Source organism: Streptomyces sp. NPDC054794, assembly GCF_053611585.1.
On sequence record NZ_JBSHAQ010000021.1, the window covers coordinates 1 to 18,743 of the forward strand.

Consider the following 18,743-nt stretch of genomic DNA (forward strand, 5'->3'; position numbering starts at 1 on the left):
GACCGCAACGCGGGCTTCTCCTCCTGCGACCCCGGACGGCTCTACCTGCCCACGATCATGGACCCGGTCTACGGCTACCAGGTCACCAACGTCGAAGCCTCCATGTCCTCCCCGTCCAGCCTGCTCCACTGGACCCGCCGCATGATCGAGATCCGCAAGCAGAATCCTGCCTTCGGACTCGGGTCCTACACCGAACTGCAGTCGTCGAACGGAGCGGTCCTGGCCTTCCTGCGGGAGTACGAGGACGACCTCGTCCTGTGCGTCCACAACTTCTCCCGCTTCGCGCAACCCACCGAACTCGATCTGCGCACGTTCGCCGGACGGCATCCCGTCGAGCTCATCGGCGGGGTGCGCTTCCCGGCCATCGGTGAACTGCCCTACCTGCTGACCCTCGCGGGCCACGGCTTCTACTGGTTCCGGCTCTCCCGAGTCGCCTCCCGCATCGGCCGACGACGCTGAGCGCTGCGGCGCCGAGGAAAGGACGCGTCACCATGCCGAAGACCGTTTCCCCCGGACCGAGAGTCACGTCCGGTCCCGAGGACCGGCCCCGGGCCTCGCTGGCCGGTCTGCTGCGCGAATGGCTGCCCCGGCAACGCTGGTTCGCGGGCAAGGACCGGCCGGTCACGGACCTGACCGTACTGTCCCAGACCGAGCTGTTCCCGGGCTGTCTGCACCTGCTGGTCCACGCCGGTCACTCCCAGGTCCCCGCCCCCGTCGGCACGGATCCGGCCGGCGACTGCTACCAGTTGCTGCTCGGCGTGCGCGAGCAGCCGGCGCCGCGCCTGGAGCGGGCGTTCATAGGCCGCGTCCAGGAGGGTCCCCTGGCCGGTCTCGCGGTGTACGACGCCCTGTACGACCCGCACTCGGCCGAACTGCTCCTGGAACGACTGCGGCACCCCGGCACGGCGGGCCCGCTGCGCTTCGAGGCGGACCCGGACCTGCGGGTGCCCGGCGCACTGGCGCCGCGGCTGCTGGACGCCGAGCAGTCCAACTCCTCGCTGGTGTACGGCGACGCGTACATCCTCAAGGTGTTCCGCCGTATCCAGCCCGGGGTCAACCCGGACCTGGAGGTGCCGGGGGCGCTGGCCGCGCAGGGCTGTGCGCGGGTGCCCGCGCCGGTGGCCTGGTTCCGGACCACCGAGCCCTGGCCCGCGACGCTCGGCGTGCTCCAGCCGTTCCTGCCGGACGCCGCCGACGGCTGGACGCTGGCGCTGCGCGCGCTCGCCGCCGGCGACGACTTCACCACCGAGGCGCACGAACTGGGGCGGTCCACAGCCGAGGTGCACCTCGCCCTGGCCACGGCCTTCCCGTCCGGAGCGCACGGCGAGAACGGCCACACGGCCGAGGCGATGACGGCCCGGCTGGAGGCCGCCGTGCACTGCGTGCCCGCGCTGCGGCCGTTCGTCCCGGGGCTGCGCACCGCGTTCGGCGCGCTCGCCACCTGCGACGCCGGACCGCCCGTCCAGCGCATACACGGCGACCTTCACCTGGGACAGGTGCTGCGGGCCGGCCGCGAGTGGTTCGTCATCGACTTCGAGGGCGAGCCGTCCCGTCCGCTCACCGAACGGCGTAGTGCGCAGTCCCCGGTTCGGGACGTGGCCGGCATGCTGCGTTCCTTCGACTACGCGGCCCGGCAGCGCCGCCCCTGGCGCCCCGAATGGGCCCGCCGCTGCCGGGAGGCGTTCTGCGCGGGCTACGCGGCCCGGGCAGGATGGGACCCGCGCAAGAAGCACGCCTTGTTGCGCGCGCACGAGACGGACCGGGCGGTGTACGAGGTGCTCTACGAGGCCAGGCACCGTCCGGACTGGCTCCCTGTCCCGATGGCGGCGATCAAACGGCTCGCCGTGCGAGGAGGCTGACGACGTCATGGCACTGCGCGAGACCTCGCTTCCCGAGCCGTCGGGTCCGCTCCAGCGGTCGGCGGTCCCCCTGGACCCCGCCGACCGCGACCGTCTGCTGGCGGGCGCCCATCACGACCCGCACGCCCTGCTGGGCGCCCACCCGGTGCCGGGCGGCATGCTCTTCCGGGCGCTGCGTCCGTTCGCCCGCGCGGTGAGCGTCCTGGTCGACGGGACGCGCGGCCGGCTGGTCTCCGAGGGCGGCGGCCTGTTCGCCGCCGTCCTGCCGTACGACACGGTGCCCTCGTACACCCTGCTGGTCGAGTACGAGGACGGCGCGCACGAGGTCCACGACCCGTACCGCTTCCTGCCCGCACTCGGCGAGCTCGACCTGCACCTGATCGGCGAGGGCCGGCACGAGCAGCTGTGGAAGGCGCTGGGCGCCGAACCGATGACGCATCAGGGAGTGACCGGCACCCGGTTCACCGTATGGGCGCCGAACGCCCAAGGGGTGCGGGTCGCCGGGGAGTTCACCAGCTGGGACGGGACGCAGTACCCGATGCGTTCGCTGGGCTCGTCCGGGGTGTGGGAGCTGTTCCTGCCGGGCATCGGCGAGGGCAGCCGGTACAAGTTCGAGATCACGTCCCGGTACGGAGGCCGGTTCCTCAAGGCCGACCCGATGGCCCGCCGCACGGAGGTGCCGCCCGACACGGCCTCCGTGGTCACGGCCTCGCACTACGAGTGGGGCGACGCCGAGTGGATGGCGCACCGCGCGGACACACCGGTGCACGAGGCGCCGTTCTCGGTGTACGAGGTCCACCTGCCCTCCTGGCGTCCGGGCCTGACGTACCGCCAACTGGCCGACGAGCTGCCCGCGTACGTCAACGACCTCGGCTTCACGCACGTGGAGCTGATGCCCGTCGCCGAGCACCCCTTCGGGCCCTCCTGGGGCTACCAGGTCACGTCCTACTACGCGCCGACGTCCCGGCTGGGCACACCCGACGACTTCAGGTACCTGGTCGACGCCCTGCACCGGGCCGGGATCGGCGTGATCATGGACTGGGTGCCCGCCCACTTCCCCAAGGACGACTGGGCGCTGGCCCGCTTCGACGGGGATCCGCTGTACGAGCCGGGAGACTGGCGGCGGGCCGAGCATCCCGACTGGGGGACGTACGAGTTCGACTTCGGGCGCACCGAGGTGCGCAACTTCCTGGTCGCCAACGCCGTGTACTGGTGCGAGGAGTTCCACATCGACGGCCTGCGGGTGGACGCGGTCGCCTCGATGCTCTACCTCGACTACTCGCGCGACTCCGGTCAGTGGACGCCCAATGTGTTCGGCGGACGCGAGGACCTGGACGCGGTGGCGTTCCTGCAGGAGATGAACGCGACCGTCTACCGGCGGGCGCCGGGCGTGCTCACCATCGCCGAGGAGTCGACCGCCTGGGACGGCGTGACCCGGCCGACGGACAGCGGCGGGCTGGGCTTCGGGCTGAAGTGGAACATGGGCTGGATGCACGACTCGCTGCAGTACATCCAGCACGAGCCGGTCCACCGCAAGTTCCACCACAACGAGATGACCTTCTCGATGGTGTACGCGTACAGCGAGAACTACGTGCTCCCCATCTCGCACGACGAGGTCGTCCACGGCAAGCAGGCCCTGGTCTCCAAGATGCCGGGCGACTGGTGGCAGCGGCGCGCCGACCACCGTGCCTACCTGGGTTTCATGTGGGCCCACCCGGGCAAGCAACTCCTCTTCATGGGCCAGGAGTTCGCCCAGGGCGGCGAATGGTCCGAGGCGCACGGCCCGGAATGGTGGCTGCTGGACCCCGGCTACGTCGCGGCGGCGGACCATCGCGGCGTCCGCGACCTGGTCCGCGACCTCAACACCGTCTACCGCGCCACCCCGCCCCTGTGGCAGCGCGACACCGACCCCGCCGGCTTCCAGTGGGTCCTCGGCGACGCGGCGGACGACAACGTCTTCGCCTTCCTGCGCTACGACGCCGACGGCACCCCCCTGCTGGCCGTCTCCCACTTCTCCCCCGCCGTCCGCCACGACTACCGCCTCGGCGTGCCGGGGACCGTCGGCGCCTGGCGCGAGGTGCTCAACACCGACGCGGCCCGCTACGGCGGCGGCGACGTCACCAACCCCGGACGGCTGGTGCCCGAGGCCGACGGTCTCCGGCTCACGCTGCCGCCCCTCGCCACGGTGTGGCTGGTTCCGGCCCCGGTTGAGGGGTGACCGATCGGGGCAGTCGGGGGACGTGCGCACCGTAGGAGTGGAGGAGGAACTCCTCCTGGTCGATCCCGAGACCGGCGAGCCCCGCGCGATGTCCGCCGCGGTGCTGGCCCGCGCGGACCGGGACGACCGCGACCACGACGACCACCGGGACGACCGCGACGGTCCGGGCGCGGACGTGTTCGAGAAGGAGCTGCATCGCCAGCAGCTGGAGTTCGCCACGAGTCCGCGGTCGGACCTCGGCGAGCTGGCCGCGGAGATCGGCCGGTGCCGTGCGCGGGCCGTGCGGCTGGCCGAGGAGACCGGCTGCGCCGTCGCCGCGCTCGCCGCCTCGCCGCTGCCGGTCAGCCCGTCCATCAGCTTCCACCCCCGCTACGCGTGGATGGCGGAGCAGTACGGCATGGCCGTGCACGATCAGCTGGTCTGCGGCTGTCACGTGCACGTGTCCGTCGGGTCGGACGACGAGGGGGTCGCCGTCCTCGACCGGATCCGGCCCTGGCTGCCGGTCCTGACCGCGCTGAGCGCCAACTCCCCGTTCTGGCAGGGCAGGGACACCCGGTACGCCAGCTATCGCAGCCAGGTCTGGCAGCGCTGGCCCTCGGCCGGGCCGACCGAGGTCTTCGGCTCGGCGGAGCGGTACCGCCGGCGGGTGGCGGAGATGGTCGCCACCGGCGCCATCCTCGACAAGGCGATGATCTACTTCGACGCGCGCCTGTCCGAGCGGTACCCGACCGTGGAGATCCGGGTCGCGGACGTCTGTCTGCACGCCGAGACCGCCGTGCTGGTGGCCGCCCTGACGCGCGGCCTGGTGGAGACGGCCGCCCGTGACTGGCGGGCCGGCACCGAGCCCCTCGGGCACAGCGTGAGCCTGCTCCGGCTCGCCGCGTGGCGGGCGGCGCGGTCCGGACTGTCCGAGGACCTGCTCGACCCGGTGACCCTGCGGCCGGCGCCCGCCGAGGCGGTCGTACGGGATCTGCTGGAACACACCGGGGACGCGCTGTCCGACCACGGGGACGCCGAGCGGGTGCGGGAGGCGGTCGGCTCGTTGCTGCGGCGCGGCAACGGCGCCCGGGTGCAACGGGAGTTGCTGGAGAGGACCGGGAGCCTGCGCGACGTGGTCGCCGAATGCGTACGGCTCACTCGCTCCTGATCCGCCCGGCGCCCGGGTTCTCCGGCTCCCGCGGTCACGTCTTGATCATGAGTAGGCGACGACTTCCCCGTTCGTGACCCCGAACTGCCTTACCTGGGCTACATTCGAGCACCGCCGACCACCGTACTGATCGGTGGGGTCACCCTCCGTACACCCCAGGAGCAGCGCATGCGCGAATTCGCTCTCGCTCCGGCGGCGGCCGTGCCGCCCCTGACCGGCGGCCTCGCCGACAGCGTCTTCGACACGGCGGCGCGGAACCCCACCCTGTCGGTGCTGGCGCGCCGTCGTGACGGCGCGCCGGTCCTGTGGGAGGAGGTGACGGCCGTGGAGCTGCGCGACGAAGTGGTCGACGTGGCCAAGGGGTTGGTGGCCTCCGGGATCTCGCCGGGCCAGCGCGTGGCCGTCATGTCCCGCACCCGGTACGAGTGGACGGTGCTGTCCTTCGCCCTGTGGGCGGTGGGTGCGGAGATCGTTCCGATCAATCCGGCGTCCGCCCGGGAACAGGTCGAGTGGATCCTCAGGGACGCCGACTGCGTGGCCGTGGTGGTGGAGGACGAGCAGGGCGTCATGACGATCGGCACCGTGTGCACCGGGCTGCCGCGGCTGCGGCACGTCTGGCAGCTGGACGCGGGGGCGCTGGACCACCTGGTGGACCGCGGCGCGTTCGTCCCGCTGACCACGGTGGAGTCACTGCGCCGGATCGTGCTGCCGGACTCGACGGCGGCCATCACCTACACCTCGGGCACGTCGAGCCGCCCGATGGGCTGCGCCCTCAGCCACCGCGGCCTGGCGTATCCGTGCGACACGCTTCTCGCGGGCTGGGGCCACATGGGGGCGCCCCCGGGACAGCAGCCGTCGGTGCTGGCCTTCCTGCCCTTCTCGCACGTGTACGGGCTGATGATCCAGGTGCTGTGCCTGCGCGGCGGCGTCCTGATGGGCCACGAGCCGGAGATGAGCGAGGCGGCACTGTCGTCGGCGCTGCGCACCTTCCGGCCGACGTACTTCTACGGCGTGCCCTCGCTCTACGAGAAGCTCTACAAGGTCTTCCTGCGCACGGCCCAACAGGCAGGCCGGGGCGCGCTGTTCGAGCGGGCGGCTCAGACCGCGCGGGACTTCGCGGCGGCCACCGAACGGCAGCGGCTGGGCCGGGGGGCCGGACCCGGGTTCGACCTGCGGCTGCAACACGCCCTGTACGAACGGACGGTGTACCGCAGACTGCGGGGCGCGCTGGGCGGCCGGGTGGTGCGGGCCACCTCCGCCGGCTCGTCGCTCAACCGTGAACTGACCCTCTTCTACGAGGGGATCGGCATCTACGTCCACGACGGATACGGGCTGACCGAGACCGCCGGCGGGATCACCATGCAGCCGCTCGGCCGCGAGAAGTCCGGAACCGTCGGCAAGCCCCTGCCCGGCACCGACATCCACGTGGCGGACGACGGGGAGATCCTGGTGCGCGGCCCGTCCGTGTTCCAGGGATACGTCAACGACGAGGCCGGGACCCGTGCGGCGCTCCTGCGCGGCGGGCTGCTGGCCACCGGGGACATCGGACGGCTGGACTCCGAGGGCTATCTGACGATCACCGGCCGCAAGAAGGACGTCATCGTCACCAGCGGCGGCACGAGCGTGGCGCCGGCCCCGCTGGAGCAGCGGCTGCGGATGCACCCGCTCGTCCACCAGGCGGTGGTGGTCGGCGACGGCCGTCCCTGTGTGGGAGCCCTGATCACGCTGGACCCGGAGTACCTGGCGCACTGGCGGGCGACGCTGGCGGCGCAGGGTGACACGCCCGGACGGGAGGCGCGGGAGGACAACGCGCTGCGGGACGAGATCGCGCGGGCTCTCGCCGCGGCCAACAGCGCGGTGTCACGGTCCGAGTCCATCCGGGTCTACCGGGTGCTTCCCGAGCCGTTCGATCCGGCCAACGGACTGCTGACCCCCTCGCTGAAGCTGCGCCGGGACGCCATAGTGCGGCACTACGCCGCCGAGATCGACGCGATGTACGAGGCCCGGACCCGGGTCGCGCGCCGGCCCGCCGCCCCCGAGCCGACCGACTGGGAGGACCCGGACAACGTGTTCCGATGAGGAGATCCCGCAACGGTGCGGTGCCGGGCGGCCGCGGGACGCGTACCGCGCTCGCCTGCGGGAACCCGCAGCGGTGGGACGAAAGAGCCGCGAGGACAGCCCCGTGCACACGGCGTGAACGTCCCTTCGCACGGGGCGGGAAAGACGAGATGGCGACCGGGCCACGCTGGGACGAGACACCGCCTTCGGAGGACACGTACGACCAGGCGTTCTCCTTCCCGGGCGAACTGCACAACGTGACGGGTGCACGACTCGCCGCGGAGGAGTTCCTGTGCTCCCTCGCCCGCGCGTCGCCGCCACGGGCCGCCGAGTACTGGGACGACATCCTGCTGGTCGTCACCGAGCTGGCGGCGAACGTCGTCCAGTACGCTCCGGGCCCCTTCGAGCTGCGGATGCGCCGCACCTTCGACGGCGTGCACGTCACGATGCGCGACACCAGCATCATCCGGCCCGAGCCGCGGCCGTTCCGTCCCGACGCGGGCGGCGGCGGCATCGGCTGGCATCTGATGCACACGCTGTGCAACCAGGTGAGCGTGGTCGTCACCGACACGGGCAAGGACATCCACGCCTTCCTGCCCTGGTGAGGAGGGGGCCCGGGGCCGCCCGGCTCACCGCGGGCGGTGGGCGACCACCCCGAACATCGTCACGGACATGTGCAGGGCGCCCCGCTCGGCGGCTTCCGCGAGGTCCGCGTAGACGGAGTCCCGCTGGTCCTCGCCGAGCAGTCCGCGGCGCACCGCCGATTCGCCGAGCATGCGGACCAGCGGCCAGGCGACCGATCGGTGGTCCTGGAGCAGGGCCTGGGAGCCGCGGTCGTCGACGACGAGTCCGGCCGCGGTCAGCTGGCCGACGAGGCGGCGCCCGGAGTAGGGGTTGGCGGCTCCGGTGAGGGCGCCCGCGGTCAGGGCCCGCAGGATCTCCGGGTCGCCCGGGTGCAGGACGGTCGTCGCCCAGTCGGTGTCGAGCAGGGCCACCCGGCCGCCGGGGCGCACCACCCGGGCCATCTCGGCGACCGCCCTGTCCGGTTCGGCCAGGTGCTGCAGGACGCGTTCGCACCAGACGACGTCCACGGAGTCGTCGGGCAGGGGCAGGGCGAGCGCGTCGCCGTCGGTGAAGCGGGCCCGGCCGCCGGCGGCCCGTTCCTCGGCGACGGCGCGCAGTCCGGGGTTCGGTTCGACGCCGAGCGCGGAGCCCTGCGGGCCGACCAGGTCGGCCAGGGCGCGGGTCTGCGTGCCGGTTCCGGCTCCGACGTCCAGCACCCGCTCGCCGTCGTGGACCGCGAGCGCCTCCTCGGCCCAGGCGCGCAGGCGCCGTACTCCGGGATTGGCGTCCTGGGAGTCCAGGGCGCCCACCAGCGGCGCCACGTTCTGCGGGTCCATGTTGCGCGTCTGGAAGGCCGAACCGGGCCGAGTCTCCGCCATGGCGCGCACTCTACGGCCCGTACGGCCCGGGTACGGGCCACTTTCCCGAGCCCGCGGGGAACCCCGGAACACCATCGCGCACAGGAGTCCCCCGCATATCCGTGCGACGAGTGGGTTACTCGGGGCACGGACAGGGGCATGCTGGAGCCCACGCGTTCGTCTGCCTGCCGCGCCCCGCTGGCGGAACGGCTCGGCGCGCGCTGGGATCGATGTGGTGCGAGCAGCGATCCGGGGCACGCGAACGGTGTCGAGTCGGACCGCTGGAGCCGCAGAGAGGGATGAACAACGTGACACGACCCAGGATCCTGGTGGTTGGCGCGGGCTTCGCGGGAGTGGAGTGCGTTCGCCGTCTGGAACGCAAGCTCGCCCCGTCGGAGGCCGACGTCACCCTGGTGACGCCGTTCGCCTACCAGCTCTATCTGCCCCTGCTGCCCCAGGTCGCCTCCGGCGTGCTGACGCCCCAGTCGATCGCGCTCTCGCTGCGCCGCAGCAAGAAGTACCGCACCCGGATCATCCCGGGCGGCGCCATCGGCGTGGACCTGAAGTCGAAGGTCTGCGTCATCCGGACCATCACCGACCAGACCGTGGCCGAGCCCTACGACTACATCGTGCTCGCGCCGGGCAGCGTCACCCGCACCTTCGACATCCCGGGGCTGACCGAGCACGCCTTCGGCATGAAGACCCTCGCGGAGGCCGCCTACATCCGCGACCACGTCATCTCCCAGCTCGACCTCGCCGACGCCAGCCAGGACCCGGCCGAGCGGGCCTCGCGGCTGCAGTTCGTGGTGGTCGGCGGCGGGTACGCCGGCACCGAGACCGCCGCCTGCCTGCAGCGCCTCACGCACGCCGCGGTCAAGCGCTATCCGCGCCTGGACCCGGGCCTGATCAAGTGGCACCTGATCGACATCGCGCCGAGGCTGATGCCGGAGCTCGGCGACAAACTCGGGCGCAGCGCCCAGGAGATCCTGGGCCGGCGCGGCATCGACATCTCCCTGGGCGTGTCCATCGAGAAGGCCGGCCCGAACGAGGTCACCTTCACCGACGGCCGCGTCGTGCCCACCCACACCCTGATCTGGACGGCCGGCGTGGTGGCCAGCCCGTTGATCGCCACGCTCGGCGCCGAGACCGTCCGGGGCCGACTCGCGGTGACCTCGGAGATGACGCTGCGGGGCCACGACGGCGTGTTCGCGCTGGGCGACGCGGCCGCCGTCCCGGACGTGGCCAAGGGCGAGGAGGACGCGATCTGCCCGCCCACCGCCCAGCACTCCATGCGCCAGGGCCCCCGGGTCGCCGACAACATCATCGCGACGCTGCGCAACAAGCCGCTGCGCCCCTACGTCCACAAGGACCTGGGGCTCGTCGTCGATCTCGGTGGCAAGGACGCCGTGTCCAAGCCGCTCGGCATCGAACTGCGCGGGCTGCCCGCCCAGGTCGTCGCCCGCGGTTACCACTGGTCGGCGCTGCGCACCAACGTCGCCAAGATCCGGGTCCTGACGAACTGGACACTCAACGCCGTCGCGGGCGACGACTTCGTGCGCACCGGCTTCCAGACGCGCAAGCCGATGCGACTCAAGGACTTCGAGTACTCCGACGCCTACATGACGCCGGAGCAGGTGCGCGCGTACGTCGAGAGCGTCGGCCCCGACGGCCCGTCGGCCTGACCCCGGTCCCCCAGTGGCTCGCGGCCGCCGCCCGGTCCGGTAACCGGTCCGGCGGCCGTGGTCCGGGTCCGCCGTGCCATGCTGGATTTCGGGATCATGACGTGACACGGGAGAGAGCGCGGCGGCGTGAGGTCAGCGGGACGGTCGGTGCGGGCGAAGCTGTGGGACCGTCTCGCGGCGTACGACCCCGGGTTGCTGCGGCTGACCGCGGGCCTGCGCACCGTGACGGCCATCGCCCTCACGCTGGCCGCGCTGGCCCTGACGGGGGCCCGCGTGACCCTGCTGGTGGCCGGGGCCATGGCGGCGATGGTCGCCACCTTCGCCGTACGGGACAAGTCGCTCTCCCGGCAGGCCGTCACGCTGGCGCTCGGACTGCCGGTGGCGCTGGCCGCGGTGTCGCTGAGCGCGCTGCTGAACGCGCGCGTGGTGGCCGGGGACGTGTTCTTCGTCGTGCTCATCTTCTGCGCCGTCTACAGCCGCCGGTTCGGCGACCGCGGCACGGCGCTCGGACTGATCGGCTTCCAGGTCTACTTCCTGTCGCTGTTCGTCCACGTGACCGCGCCCACGCTGCCGGGTCTGTTCGGCGCGATCGCCCTCGCCTTCCCGTGCGCCGCGCTCGCCCGCTTCGTCCTCGTACCCCAGACCGCCGCGGGCACCCTCGACCGGATGCGGCGGGCCTTCCGCGCCCGCCTTGCCCAACTCGTCGAGGCGCAGATCGAGTTGCTCGACGCCGGCCCGGAGGAGGTGGACAAGGCCCTGGCGGACGTCCGCACGCGCACCGCCCGGCTGCACGAGTCGGCCCTGATGATCCAGGGCCTGCTGGAGGAGGGGACGTCCGACGAGTCCGTGGCACGGCTGGTCCAGCGGCGGGTCGCGGACGCCGAGATCGCCGCCGAGCGGCTGGGTCTCCTGCTGCTGACCGCGCGCAGCGCCGAACGGGCCGACACGCTCACCCTGCACCTGCCGGGGGCACCCCTGCCGTCGGGGGGCGAGACGCCGGTGCGGGACGAGGCGAGCGCGACGATCCGCCGTGACCTTCAGGCGCTGCGCCTGCTCGTGCTGCGGCCGGTGGGCGAGGACTCGGGGGCCGTGCTCGCGCAGCTGCGCAACCGGCTGCTCGGCTACCGCGAGGAGGAGAACCTGCCGCCCGCGTCGACCGTCGTGCAGGACGTCTTCCGGGGTATCGGCGAGGCGGCGCGGGCGGTCCTGGGGCTGCGGGTCGCCCTCGACGGGCCCCAGGACGAGTCCGCGGACACCCCGGCCACGATCCGCTCGCGCGAGGAGCTGGACGCGGAGGACGCGGCGATCGGCGGCGGCGAGGACGAACGGGAGGACGAGGGGTCCACCGGGCTGCGCCGGCCGAGCACACGGGCGGCCGTGCAGGTCTCCGTGGGCTCGGCGCTCGCGATCGTCGGCGGCGAGCTGCTGTCCGCGCAGCGCTGGTACTGGGCGGTGCTGACCTGCTGGATCGTCTTCATCAACACGGCGTCCACCGGGGAGATCCTGGTCAAGGGCTACCGCCGGCTGCTGGGCACGGTGTTCGGCGTCGTGGCCGGCATCGTGCTCGCCGGGCTGGTCGGCCGGCACACGTGGACGGCGTTCGCGCTGGTGCTGCTGTTCATCTTCGCGATGTTCTACACGGCGCCGCTGTCCTACACGCTGATGTCGTTCTTCGTGACGGCGATGCTCGGGCTGCTCTACACCCTGCTCAACACCTACAGCATGTCGGTCCTGGTGGTGCGGATCGAGGAGACGGCACTCGGCGCGGCCTGCGGCGTCCTCGCGGCGGCGGTGGTGCTGCCGGTGCACACCGACCGCCGGACGAACGAACTGCTCGTCGAGGTGCTGGACCGCCTGGCGGACGTCACCCGGGCCGCGGTCGACCAGCTGAGCGGCGGGGTCCCGGCGGACCTGCTGGACCGGGCGCGGGACCTGGACCGGGCGCTGGCCGATCTGAGCGCCTCCACCCAGCCGCTGACCCACCCGATCACCCCGCTGCGCTCCCGCCGGGACACGGCCCGCTATGTCGTGGCGCTGCTGGAGACCTGCGCCTACCACGCGCGTTCGCTGGCGGCCACCGCCGAACTCCTCCCGGCGAAGCCCTCGATCGCGGCGGATCCGCGGCTGCGCGGGGTGGGACGCCGCATCGTGAACAACATCGAGGCGATCGCCGGGCACGTCGCCGACCGGTCCCCCACGGCGGAGGTCGCGACCGGCCCGAGCATCGCCTCCCTGCTGGAACCCGGCACCCTCGCCACACCCCGCTACGGCCGGGTGACCGACCGCGTGCTGCGGCATCTGCAACGCCTGGACGAGGCGGTGGTGGGCCTGGCCCGGCCGCTCGGGGTCCCGGTCGCGCGGCCGACCGAGTGACCGCACGGCAGGGGTGGTACGACCCGGAACCGGTCGCCGGGACCCGGGGCCGGCGCGTGGCGGCCGCTCAGACGCGGGGCCAGCGGGCCACGGCGAAGGAGTAGAGCCCGAACAGCATCAGTCCGACCGCGACCACGGCCAGCAGCCAGGGACCCAGCGCTGTCGCGGCGAAGGAGCGGAGGGTGTCGTCGAGTCCCTTGGCCTTCTCGGGCCGGTAGTCGACCGCGGCCCGCACCGCGAAGACACCGGCGGCGGCGAACACCGCGCCGCGCGCCACGCCGCCGGCCACCCCGGTGACGTCGACGAGCCGCAGCGTCCCGCGTGACATCGCGCCGAGGTCCAGCTCCTCGTGGTACTCCCGCCGTACGGCCTGGACCGCGATCCACACCCCGGCCACGGCGATGCCGACGGCCACGGCGCCCACGAGCCACTGTCCGGCGGGGACGCCGAGCGCCCGCGCCGTGACGTCCCGGGACCGCTGGTCGCCGGACGGTTCGGCGCCGCCCGACCCGGCCGCGAACGCCAGCACGGACCAGGCGACGAACCCGTAGAACACGCACGCCCCGAGGGCGAGCAGACGCGTCCGCGCGGCGCGGCCGTCGGGACCCGCGGAGCCGAAGAGCGCCGCCGACAGCCGCCACACCGCCATGCCCAGGACTCCGATGCCCAGCGCCCACAGCAGGACGGCGCCGTAGGGCCGGCCGGCGAGCTCGGCGAGGGCGCCGCCCGCGTCGGCCTGCTTCCTGCGGTCGCCGAGGGCGACGCGCAGCGCCAGCAGGCCCACCAGGACATAGATGGTGCCCCGGGCGGCCAGGCCGGCCCGGGCCGACCACTCGGTCACCGTGTCGGCCGGTCCGGAACGGGGGCGGCCCGGTCCGGTCCGGGCGACGGCACCTGACTCCAACGGGCGTCACTTCCTCGCGGGTTCCGCCACCGGCAGGCACACGCTCGTGCTCGCGGCCAGCTGGCTGCGAGCAGCCTCCAGGGCGAGTCTCACTTCACGGGTACCCGTCGACACGCACAGCGTGTACGCCAGGTCCTGGGCACGCGGGCCGGTCGTCCTCGCTCCGGCGGCCGGCTCCTCGGCGGCCAGTTCCTCGGCGAGGAGCGACTCGTACTCGTCGACGAGCTTGCGCAGGGTCGCGGGGTGGGGCATCAGCATCGGAATCGCTCCTCGATCACGGGATGGTGGCATCAGCGTCGGTCGCGCTCCTCGATCACTGCTGGGTGGCCGGTCAGGCCGCCGCTGTGTCGCGCCCGAGCGCCTCGTCGCGGATCCGCGCGCAGCTGCGGCTGATGAGCCGGGACACGTGCATCTGGGAGATGCCGAGCCGGTCGGCGATGCGACTTTGTGTCATGTCCTCGAAGAAGCGCATGTAGAGGATGGCGCGCTCGCGCTCGGGCAGGCGGCGCAGGCCTTCCCTGGCGGACTCGCGGTCGACGACGACGTCGTACGAGGAGTCCGTGGCCCCGAGCGTGTCGGCGAGGCTGTACCCGTCGTCGCCGGTGGCCAGTTCGGCGTCCAGCGACAGGGTGCTGAAGCTCTCCAGGGCCTCCAGGCCCGTGCCGACCTCGTCCTCGGTGAGCCCGGTGTGGGCGGCGAGGTCGGCGACGGAGGGTTCGGGGGTGCCGGGGTTCTCGGTGAGTTCGCGGCGCGCCAGGCGCACCCGGTTGCGCAGCTCCTGCACCCGGCGGGGCACCCTGAGCGCCCACATCCGGTCCCGGAAGTGCCGCTTGACCTCGCCGGTGATGGTGGGCACCGCGTAGCTCTCGAAGGCTCCGCGCTCCGGGTCGAACCGGTCGACGGCCTTGACCAGTCCGAGCGCGGCGACCTGCCGCAGGTCCTCGACGGACTCGCCACGGTCGCGGAACCGGCCGGCGATCCGGTGGGCCATGGGCAGCCACGCGGTGACGAGTTCGTCGCGCAGCGCCTCGCGCTCGGGGCCGTCGTCCAGCCCGGCGAGGCGGGCGAAGAGCGCCGCGGTGTCGGGGGCGTCGTCGTGGGGCCGCCTGCCGGAGTGCGTGGGGGCGGGAGGGGTCGGGGGTGTCCGGTCGGTGGTGCGGTCGGGCGTGCCGGTTCGGCTCGTGGACAGGTCGGTGAGCATGCGGAATCGCTCCTGAACTGCGGGGTCACAGGGATTGCCGCGGGAGGACCGCCCGGATCGCCTGGAGGGCCCGAAGCAGTCGTACTACTCCCGCTGGGCGCGCCTCCGGTCCGAAGCACGAGATTCCGTCTGCCCCTGCGTCCGGGGAACAAACGCGGCCGGGCAGACGGATTCCGGAGGCGGATTCAGCCGAGGGGGACGACGGCCGTGATGCGCTTGCCGCCGCACGGCAGGCCGGCCACCTGGACGTCGCGCGCCAGCAGGCACACGATCCGCCAGCCCCGGCCGCCCACCCGCGAGCGGCCCTGGTCGTCCACGGACGGGGCGGCCACCGGGAGTTCGCGGCTGCGGTCGCACACCGAGACGCGTACGCCGTGGGCGTCGGCATCCACGTCGACGTCGAAGCCTGTGAGGCCGCCGCCGTGCAGCATGGCGTTGGTGGTCAGTTCGGAGACGACGAGGAGGGCGTCCTCCAGGGCGTCGGCGTCACAGGGGACGGCCCGGGCGCGGCACCCCTCGGCCACGGCGCTGAGCACGGCTCTGCGCGCGTCCGCCGGTCGGCCCGGCAGGCGCCGGTGCGCTTCCCGCGGTGCGGCGGTGGACTCGGTCTTGGGTTGCTCACGCATCCCTTCGCTCCTCGAACGGTCGCCCCGAGGGGAGTGAGAACCCCCGAGGGGAGTGAGAACAGAGACCGACCCGGCGGAGCCCGGGGCAACCGCGGGTCTCTCTTTTCGGCTCACCCCTGCGCCCGCCGCCAAACCCCCGGAACGGACCCTTCGGTGCGGCGATTGCGGGGTACGCGGACGGTATGACCGATGTCGTGGACTCAGACGAGTTGTTGCGGCGCATCCAGCGGGGCCGGACCTACGCGAGGGCGGAGCAGCGGGCCTGGCGGGAGCGCGAGGAGGACCTGCGGACGGCCGATCCGGACGGGGCGCGGGAGGCGCTCGTGCGCGCGACGGCGTACGAGGCGGTGCTGCGCGTGCTGGACGAGATCGTGGTCCCGGGTGGGCACGAGGGGGACGTCGGAGTGAAACCAGAGTGAAACAGGTCACTTGACCCGCTCTCGATTACCCGGAATCCCGCCGGATGGTTTAGCGTTCATCCATACGTGGTCATGGAGTCGACGCCCAGGTCCTCCCTGCACCACCGCTGACGGCCCTGGCTGGTCTCCCCCGTCCAGCCAGGGCTTTTTCATGCCCTCCGCAGGAAATCCGGAGGATCTCGCCTCCCCCGAGGTGCTCGGGGCGGCGCCAGCGGCTGAAATGGGCGTAGGGAAAACACCGGAACCCCCCGCCGGCGAGGAGCCCTGCGCCATGACCAAAGCGATAAAACTGCTGACCGCACTTCCGCAAGTGCAGCGCGAGCGTCTGATGGAGCTGGCCCAGGAGGTCTCCTTCCCGGAGGACACCCGGATCTTCGAGGCGGGCGGCACGGCCGACCGCTTCTGGGTGATCCGTTCCGGCGCGGTCAACCTCGACCAGCAGGTCACCTCCCATCAGCGGGTGACCGTGGCCAGCCTGGGCGCGGGCGATCTGCTCGGCTGGTCCTGGCTCTTCCCGCCGTACACCTGGGACTTCGGCGCGGTGGCCTTCTCCCCCGTGCGCGCCTACGAGTTCGACGCGGCGGCGGTGCTGGGCCTGTCCGTGGAGGATCCGCTGCTCGGGCTGTCGCTGGTGCGGACCGTCGCCGAGATCCTCGCCAACCGGCTGGAGATGACGCGGGGCAAGCTGATGGACCAGTACACGACGGGTCGGCGCAGGCCCGTGTAGGGCCTCAGACGCGGTAGCGGCGCAGGGCCGGCATCGCCGCCGCGAGGCCCAGCATGACGACGACCACCAGCAGGCCGCCGGCGGTGACGGCGGCGCGCGGCCCGAACGCGGAGCCCGCCGTGCCGTGCAGCACGTCGGCCAGCCGCGGGCCGCCCGCGACGACGACCGTGAACACGCCCTGCATCCGGCCGCGCATCTCGTCGGTGGCCGCGGACAGTAGGATCGCCCCGCGGAAGACCATGGAGACCATGTCGGCGACCCCGGCCGCGGCGAGGAAGGCGAAGGCGATCCAGAGGTTGCGGCTCAGGCCCACCCCGGCGACGGCCACGCCCCAGCCGACCACGGAGCCGATCACCATCCAGCCGTGCCGCCGCGCCCGCGAGAACGTGCCGGAGAACAGGCCGCCGATCACCGCGCCGACCGGTATCCCGGCGAACAGCACGCCGAGCGCGAGCCCTTCCCCGTACGGGGCGTAGGTCTGGGCGGCCAGCTGCGGGAACAACGCGCGGGGCATGCCGAGGACCATGGCGACGATGTCGGCGAGGAAGGACAGCAGCAGCACCTTGTGCAGCGAGATGTAGCGGAACCCGGCCGCGATCTCCCGCCATCCGGCGCGGCGGGCCGACGCCTCGCCCAGCGGCGGCAGCGCGGGGAGCCGGAAGACGGCCCACACCGTCACGCACAGGGCCAGCGCGTCGATGAGATACAGCTCGGGCAGGCCGATGACCGGGATCAGCGCGCCGGCCAGCAGGGGCCCCGCCACCAGGCCGGTCTGCATGACCGTCGAGCCGAGGGCGCCCGCGGCGGCCAGTTCCTCCGCGGGCACCAGCCGGGCGATGGAGGCGTTGCGCGCCGGGGCGTTGAGGCCGAAGAACGCCTGCTGCATCGCGAGCAGCACCATCAGGACGGCGACGGAGTCCAGCCCGCCGACGGCCTGCGCCCAGAACAGGAGCGAGGTGACGGCTATGCCGCCGTTGGTGACCAGCAGCAGCTTGCGGCGGTCCACGGTGTCCGCGACGGCCCCGCCCCACAGGGCGAACACCACCATGGGCACGAGACCGGCGAGGCTCGCGTAGCCGACCCAGGCCGAGGAGTGCGTGATGTCGTAGATCTGCTTGGGGACGGCCACGGCGGTGAGCTGGCTGCCGACCGAGGTGACGATGGTGGAGGTCCACAGACGGCGGTAGGCGGGGCGGCGCAGGGGGCGGGTGTCCATCGCCCAGCGGCGCCAGCCCCGTCGGGCGGGTGCCGGCGGGGCGGGGTCGTCGGACGGCGCTTCGGTGCTGCTGCCGGTGCTCTCGCTGGTGTCCACGGGCTTCCTGGTTGGTCGCTACAACTTTCGATCGGGCTTCACTATGGCACCGACTCCCGCGACCGCCGAACCCGTTTCCGCCAGGGCCCGACCGCCTCAGGATCCGGCGACGAGCGTGACGCCCAGGGCGATCATCGTCGCGGCGACCAGACCGTCCAGGACGCGCCAGGCGGACGGCTTGGCGAGGAAGCGGCCGAGCAGCCGGGCGCCGAAGCCGAGCGCGGTGAACCAGCACAGGCTGGCGACCGCGGCGCCCAGGCCGAAGGTCCAGCGCAGCGCGCCGCGCTCGGCGGCGAGCGAGCCGAGCAGGAACACGGTGTCGAGGTAGACGTGCGGATTGAGCCAGGTCATCGCCAGGCAGGTGAGCACCGCCCGCCTGCGGGACCCGGCGGCCTCGCCCTCGGTCCGCAGGCCGGTACCGGGCCCCAGGACCCGGCGGGCGGCAAGGACGCCGTAGCCGAGCAGGAAGGCGCCGCCGATCAGCCCGACGGCGGTCAGCGCCCCCGGCCATGCCACCACGACCGCGCCGACGCCGCCGACGCCCAGGCAGATGAGCAGGGCGTCCGACAGGGCGCAGATGCCGACGACGGCGAGGACCGCGTCGCGGCGGATGCCCTGGCGCAGGACGAAGGCGTTCTGGGCGCCGATGGCGACGATCAGGGAGAGGCCGGTGCCGAATCCGGCGACCGCGGCGGTCAGGGCGTTGGACATGCCCTTGACGCTAGGCAAGGGATCACCGTACGTACAGCTAAAGATTTTTACGTACCATTAGCGCTCCTGAAGACTCCCGATGACG

The 18,743-nt window shown here is 72.8% G+C and carries 17 protein-coding genes; 10 read left to right on the forward strand and 7 right to left on the reverse strand.

Going from position 1 to position 18,743, the window contains the following annotated elements:
- The 6 genes from ACWGKT_RS22600 to ACWGKT_RS22625 form a co-directional block, all read left to right on the forward strand.
- Positions 1–459, forward strand: a 459-nt coding sequence (locus ACWGKT_RS22600) for an alpha-glucosidase C-terminal domain-containing protein (protein ID WP_453275091.1), incomplete at its 5' end; no start/stop codon positions are given.
- A gap of 32 nt (positions 460–491) precedes the next feature.
- Positions 492–1,859 carry a maltokinase N-terminal cap-like domain-containing protein gene (locus tag ACWGKT_RS22605; RefSeq protein WP_453275092.1) on the forward strand — a complete coding sequence of 456 codons (1,368 nt, stop codon included), beginning with the start codon at positions 492–494 and terminating at the stop codon, positions 1,857–1,859.
- Between the two features lie 7 nt (positions 1,860–1,866).
- Positions 1,867–4,077 (forward strand): 1,4-alpha-glucan branching enzyme, encoded by a 2,211-nt coding sequence (gene glgB / locus ACWGKT_RS22610; protein WP_453275093.1) that lies wholly within the window; start codon positions 1,867–1,869, stop codon positions 4,075–4,077.
- A 22-nt stretch (positions 4,078–4,099) separates the two neighbouring features.
- Entirely contained in the window at positions 4,100–5,224 is a 1,125-nt protein-coding gene (locus tag ACWGKT_RS22615; RefSeq protein WP_453275094.1) for a glutamate--cysteine ligase 2, read from the forward strand.
- Between the two features lie 168 nt (positions 5,225–5,392).
- Positions 5,393–7,303 carry an AMP-dependent synthetase/ligase gene (locus ACWGKT_RS22620; RefSeq protein WP_453275095.1) on the forward strand — a complete coding sequence of 637 codons (1,911 nt, stop codon included), beginning with the start codon at positions 5,393–5,395 and terminating at the stop codon, positions 7,301–7,303.
- Positions 7,304–7,452: 149 nt separating this feature from the next.
- The gene (locus ACWGKT_RS22625) at positions 7,453–7,887 is read left to right on the forward strand and encodes an ATP-binding protein (RefSeq protein WP_453275096.1); all 435 of its coding nucleotides are present in this window, start codon (positions 7,453–7,455) and stop codon (positions 7,885–7,887) included.
- Between the two features lie 24 nt (positions 7,888–7,911).
- Here the strand turns inward: ACWGKT_RS22625 and ACWGKT_RS22630 are convergent, their stop codons facing one another.
- Entirely contained in the window at positions 7,912–8,724 is an 813-nt protein-coding gene (locus tag ACWGKT_RS22630) for a methyltransferase domain-containing protein (RefSeq protein WP_356153620.1), read from the reverse strand.
- A 278-nt stretch (positions 8,725–9,002) separates the two neighbouring features.
- Here ACWGKT_RS22630 and ACWGKT_RS22635 point away from each other — a divergent pair, with 278 nt between their 5' ends.
- Together ACWGKT_RS22635 and ACWGKT_RS22640 are read left to right on the forward strand one after the other, a co-directional pair.
- Positions 9,003–10,385 (forward strand): NAD(P)/FAD-dependent oxidoreductase, encoded by a 1,383-nt coding sequence (locus tag ACWGKT_RS22635; protein WP_453275097.1) that lies wholly within the window; start codon positions 9,003–9,005, stop codon positions 10,383–10,385.
- Positions 10,386–10,511: 126 nt separating this feature from the next.
- On the forward strand, positions 10,512–12,758 hold the full coding sequence (locus tag ACWGKT_RS22640) for an FUSC family protein (RefSeq protein ID WP_453275098.1): 2,247 nt from the start codon (positions 10,512–10,514) through the stop codon (positions 12,756–12,758).
- Positions 12,759–12,825: 67 nt separating this feature from the next.
- Here ACWGKT_RS22640 and ACWGKT_RS22645 read toward each other — a convergent pair whose 3' ends face one another.
- From ACWGKT_RS22645 to ACWGKT_RS22660, 4 genes are all read right to left on the reverse strand, one after another.
- Positions 12,826–13,662 (reverse strand): DUF1206 domain-containing protein, encoded by an 837-nt coding sequence (locus ACWGKT_RS22645; RefSeq protein WP_453275099.1) that lies wholly within the window; start codon positions 13,660–13,662, stop codon positions 12,826–12,828.
- A gap of 6 nt (positions 13,663–13,668) precedes the next feature.
- Positions 13,669–13,920 carry a DUF5133 domain-containing protein gene (locus ACWGKT_RS22650; RefSeq protein ID WP_453275100.1) on the reverse strand — a complete coding sequence of 84 codons (252 nt, stop codon included), beginning with the start codon at positions 13,918–13,920 and terminating at the stop codon, positions 13,669–13,671.
- A 73-nt stretch (positions 13,921–13,993) separates the two neighbouring features.
- Positions 13,994–14,863 carry a SigB/SigF/SigG family RNA polymerase sigma factor gene (locus ACWGKT_RS22655; RefSeq protein WP_453275101.1) on the reverse strand — a complete coding sequence of 290 codons (870 nt, stop codon included), beginning with the start codon at positions 14,861–14,863 and terminating at the stop codon, positions 13,994–13,996.
- 185 nt (positions 14,864–15,048) lie between these two features.
- The gene (locus ACWGKT_RS22660; RefSeq protein WP_453275102.1) at positions 15,049–15,489 is read right to left on the reverse strand and encodes an ATP-binding protein; all 441 of its coding nucleotides are present in this window, start codon (positions 15,487–15,489) and stop codon (positions 15,049–15,051) included.
- Positions 15,490–15,671: 182 nt separating this feature from the next.
- Here ACWGKT_RS22660 and ACWGKT_RS22665 point away from each other — a divergent pair, with 182 nt between their 5' ends.
- Positions 15,672–15,908, forward strand: coding sequence for a hypothetical protein (locus ACWGKT_RS22665; protein WP_453275103.1), 237 nt, complete (start codon positions 15,672–15,674; stop codon positions 15,906–15,908).
- A gap of 271 nt (positions 15,909–16,179) precedes the next feature.
- The gene (locus ACWGKT_RS22670; protein WP_235458347.1) at positions 16,180–16,635 is read left to right on the forward strand and encodes a Crp/Fnr family transcriptional regulator; all 456 of its coding nucleotides are present in this window, start codon (positions 16,180–16,182) and stop codon (positions 16,633–16,635) included.
- A gap of 4 nt (positions 16,636–16,639) precedes the next feature.
- Here ACWGKT_RS22670 and ACWGKT_RS22675 read toward each other — a convergent pair whose 3' ends face one another.
- Together ACWGKT_RS22675 and ACWGKT_RS22680 are read right to left on the reverse strand one after the other, a co-directional pair.
- A complete protein-coding gene (locus ACWGKT_RS22675; RefSeq protein ID WP_453275104.1) occupies positions 16,640–17,947 on the reverse strand; it encodes an MFS transporter in 1,308 nt (435 codons plus the stop codon).
- Between the two features lie 96 nt (positions 17,948–18,043).
- Positions 18,044–18,658 carry a LysE/ArgO family amino acid transporter gene (locus ACWGKT_RS22680; protein ID WP_453275105.1) on the reverse strand — a complete coding sequence of 205 codons (615 nt, stop codon included), beginning with the start codon at positions 18,656–18,658 and terminating at the stop codon, positions 18,044–18,046.
- Between the last annotated feature and the right edge of the window lie 85 nt (positions 18,659–18,743).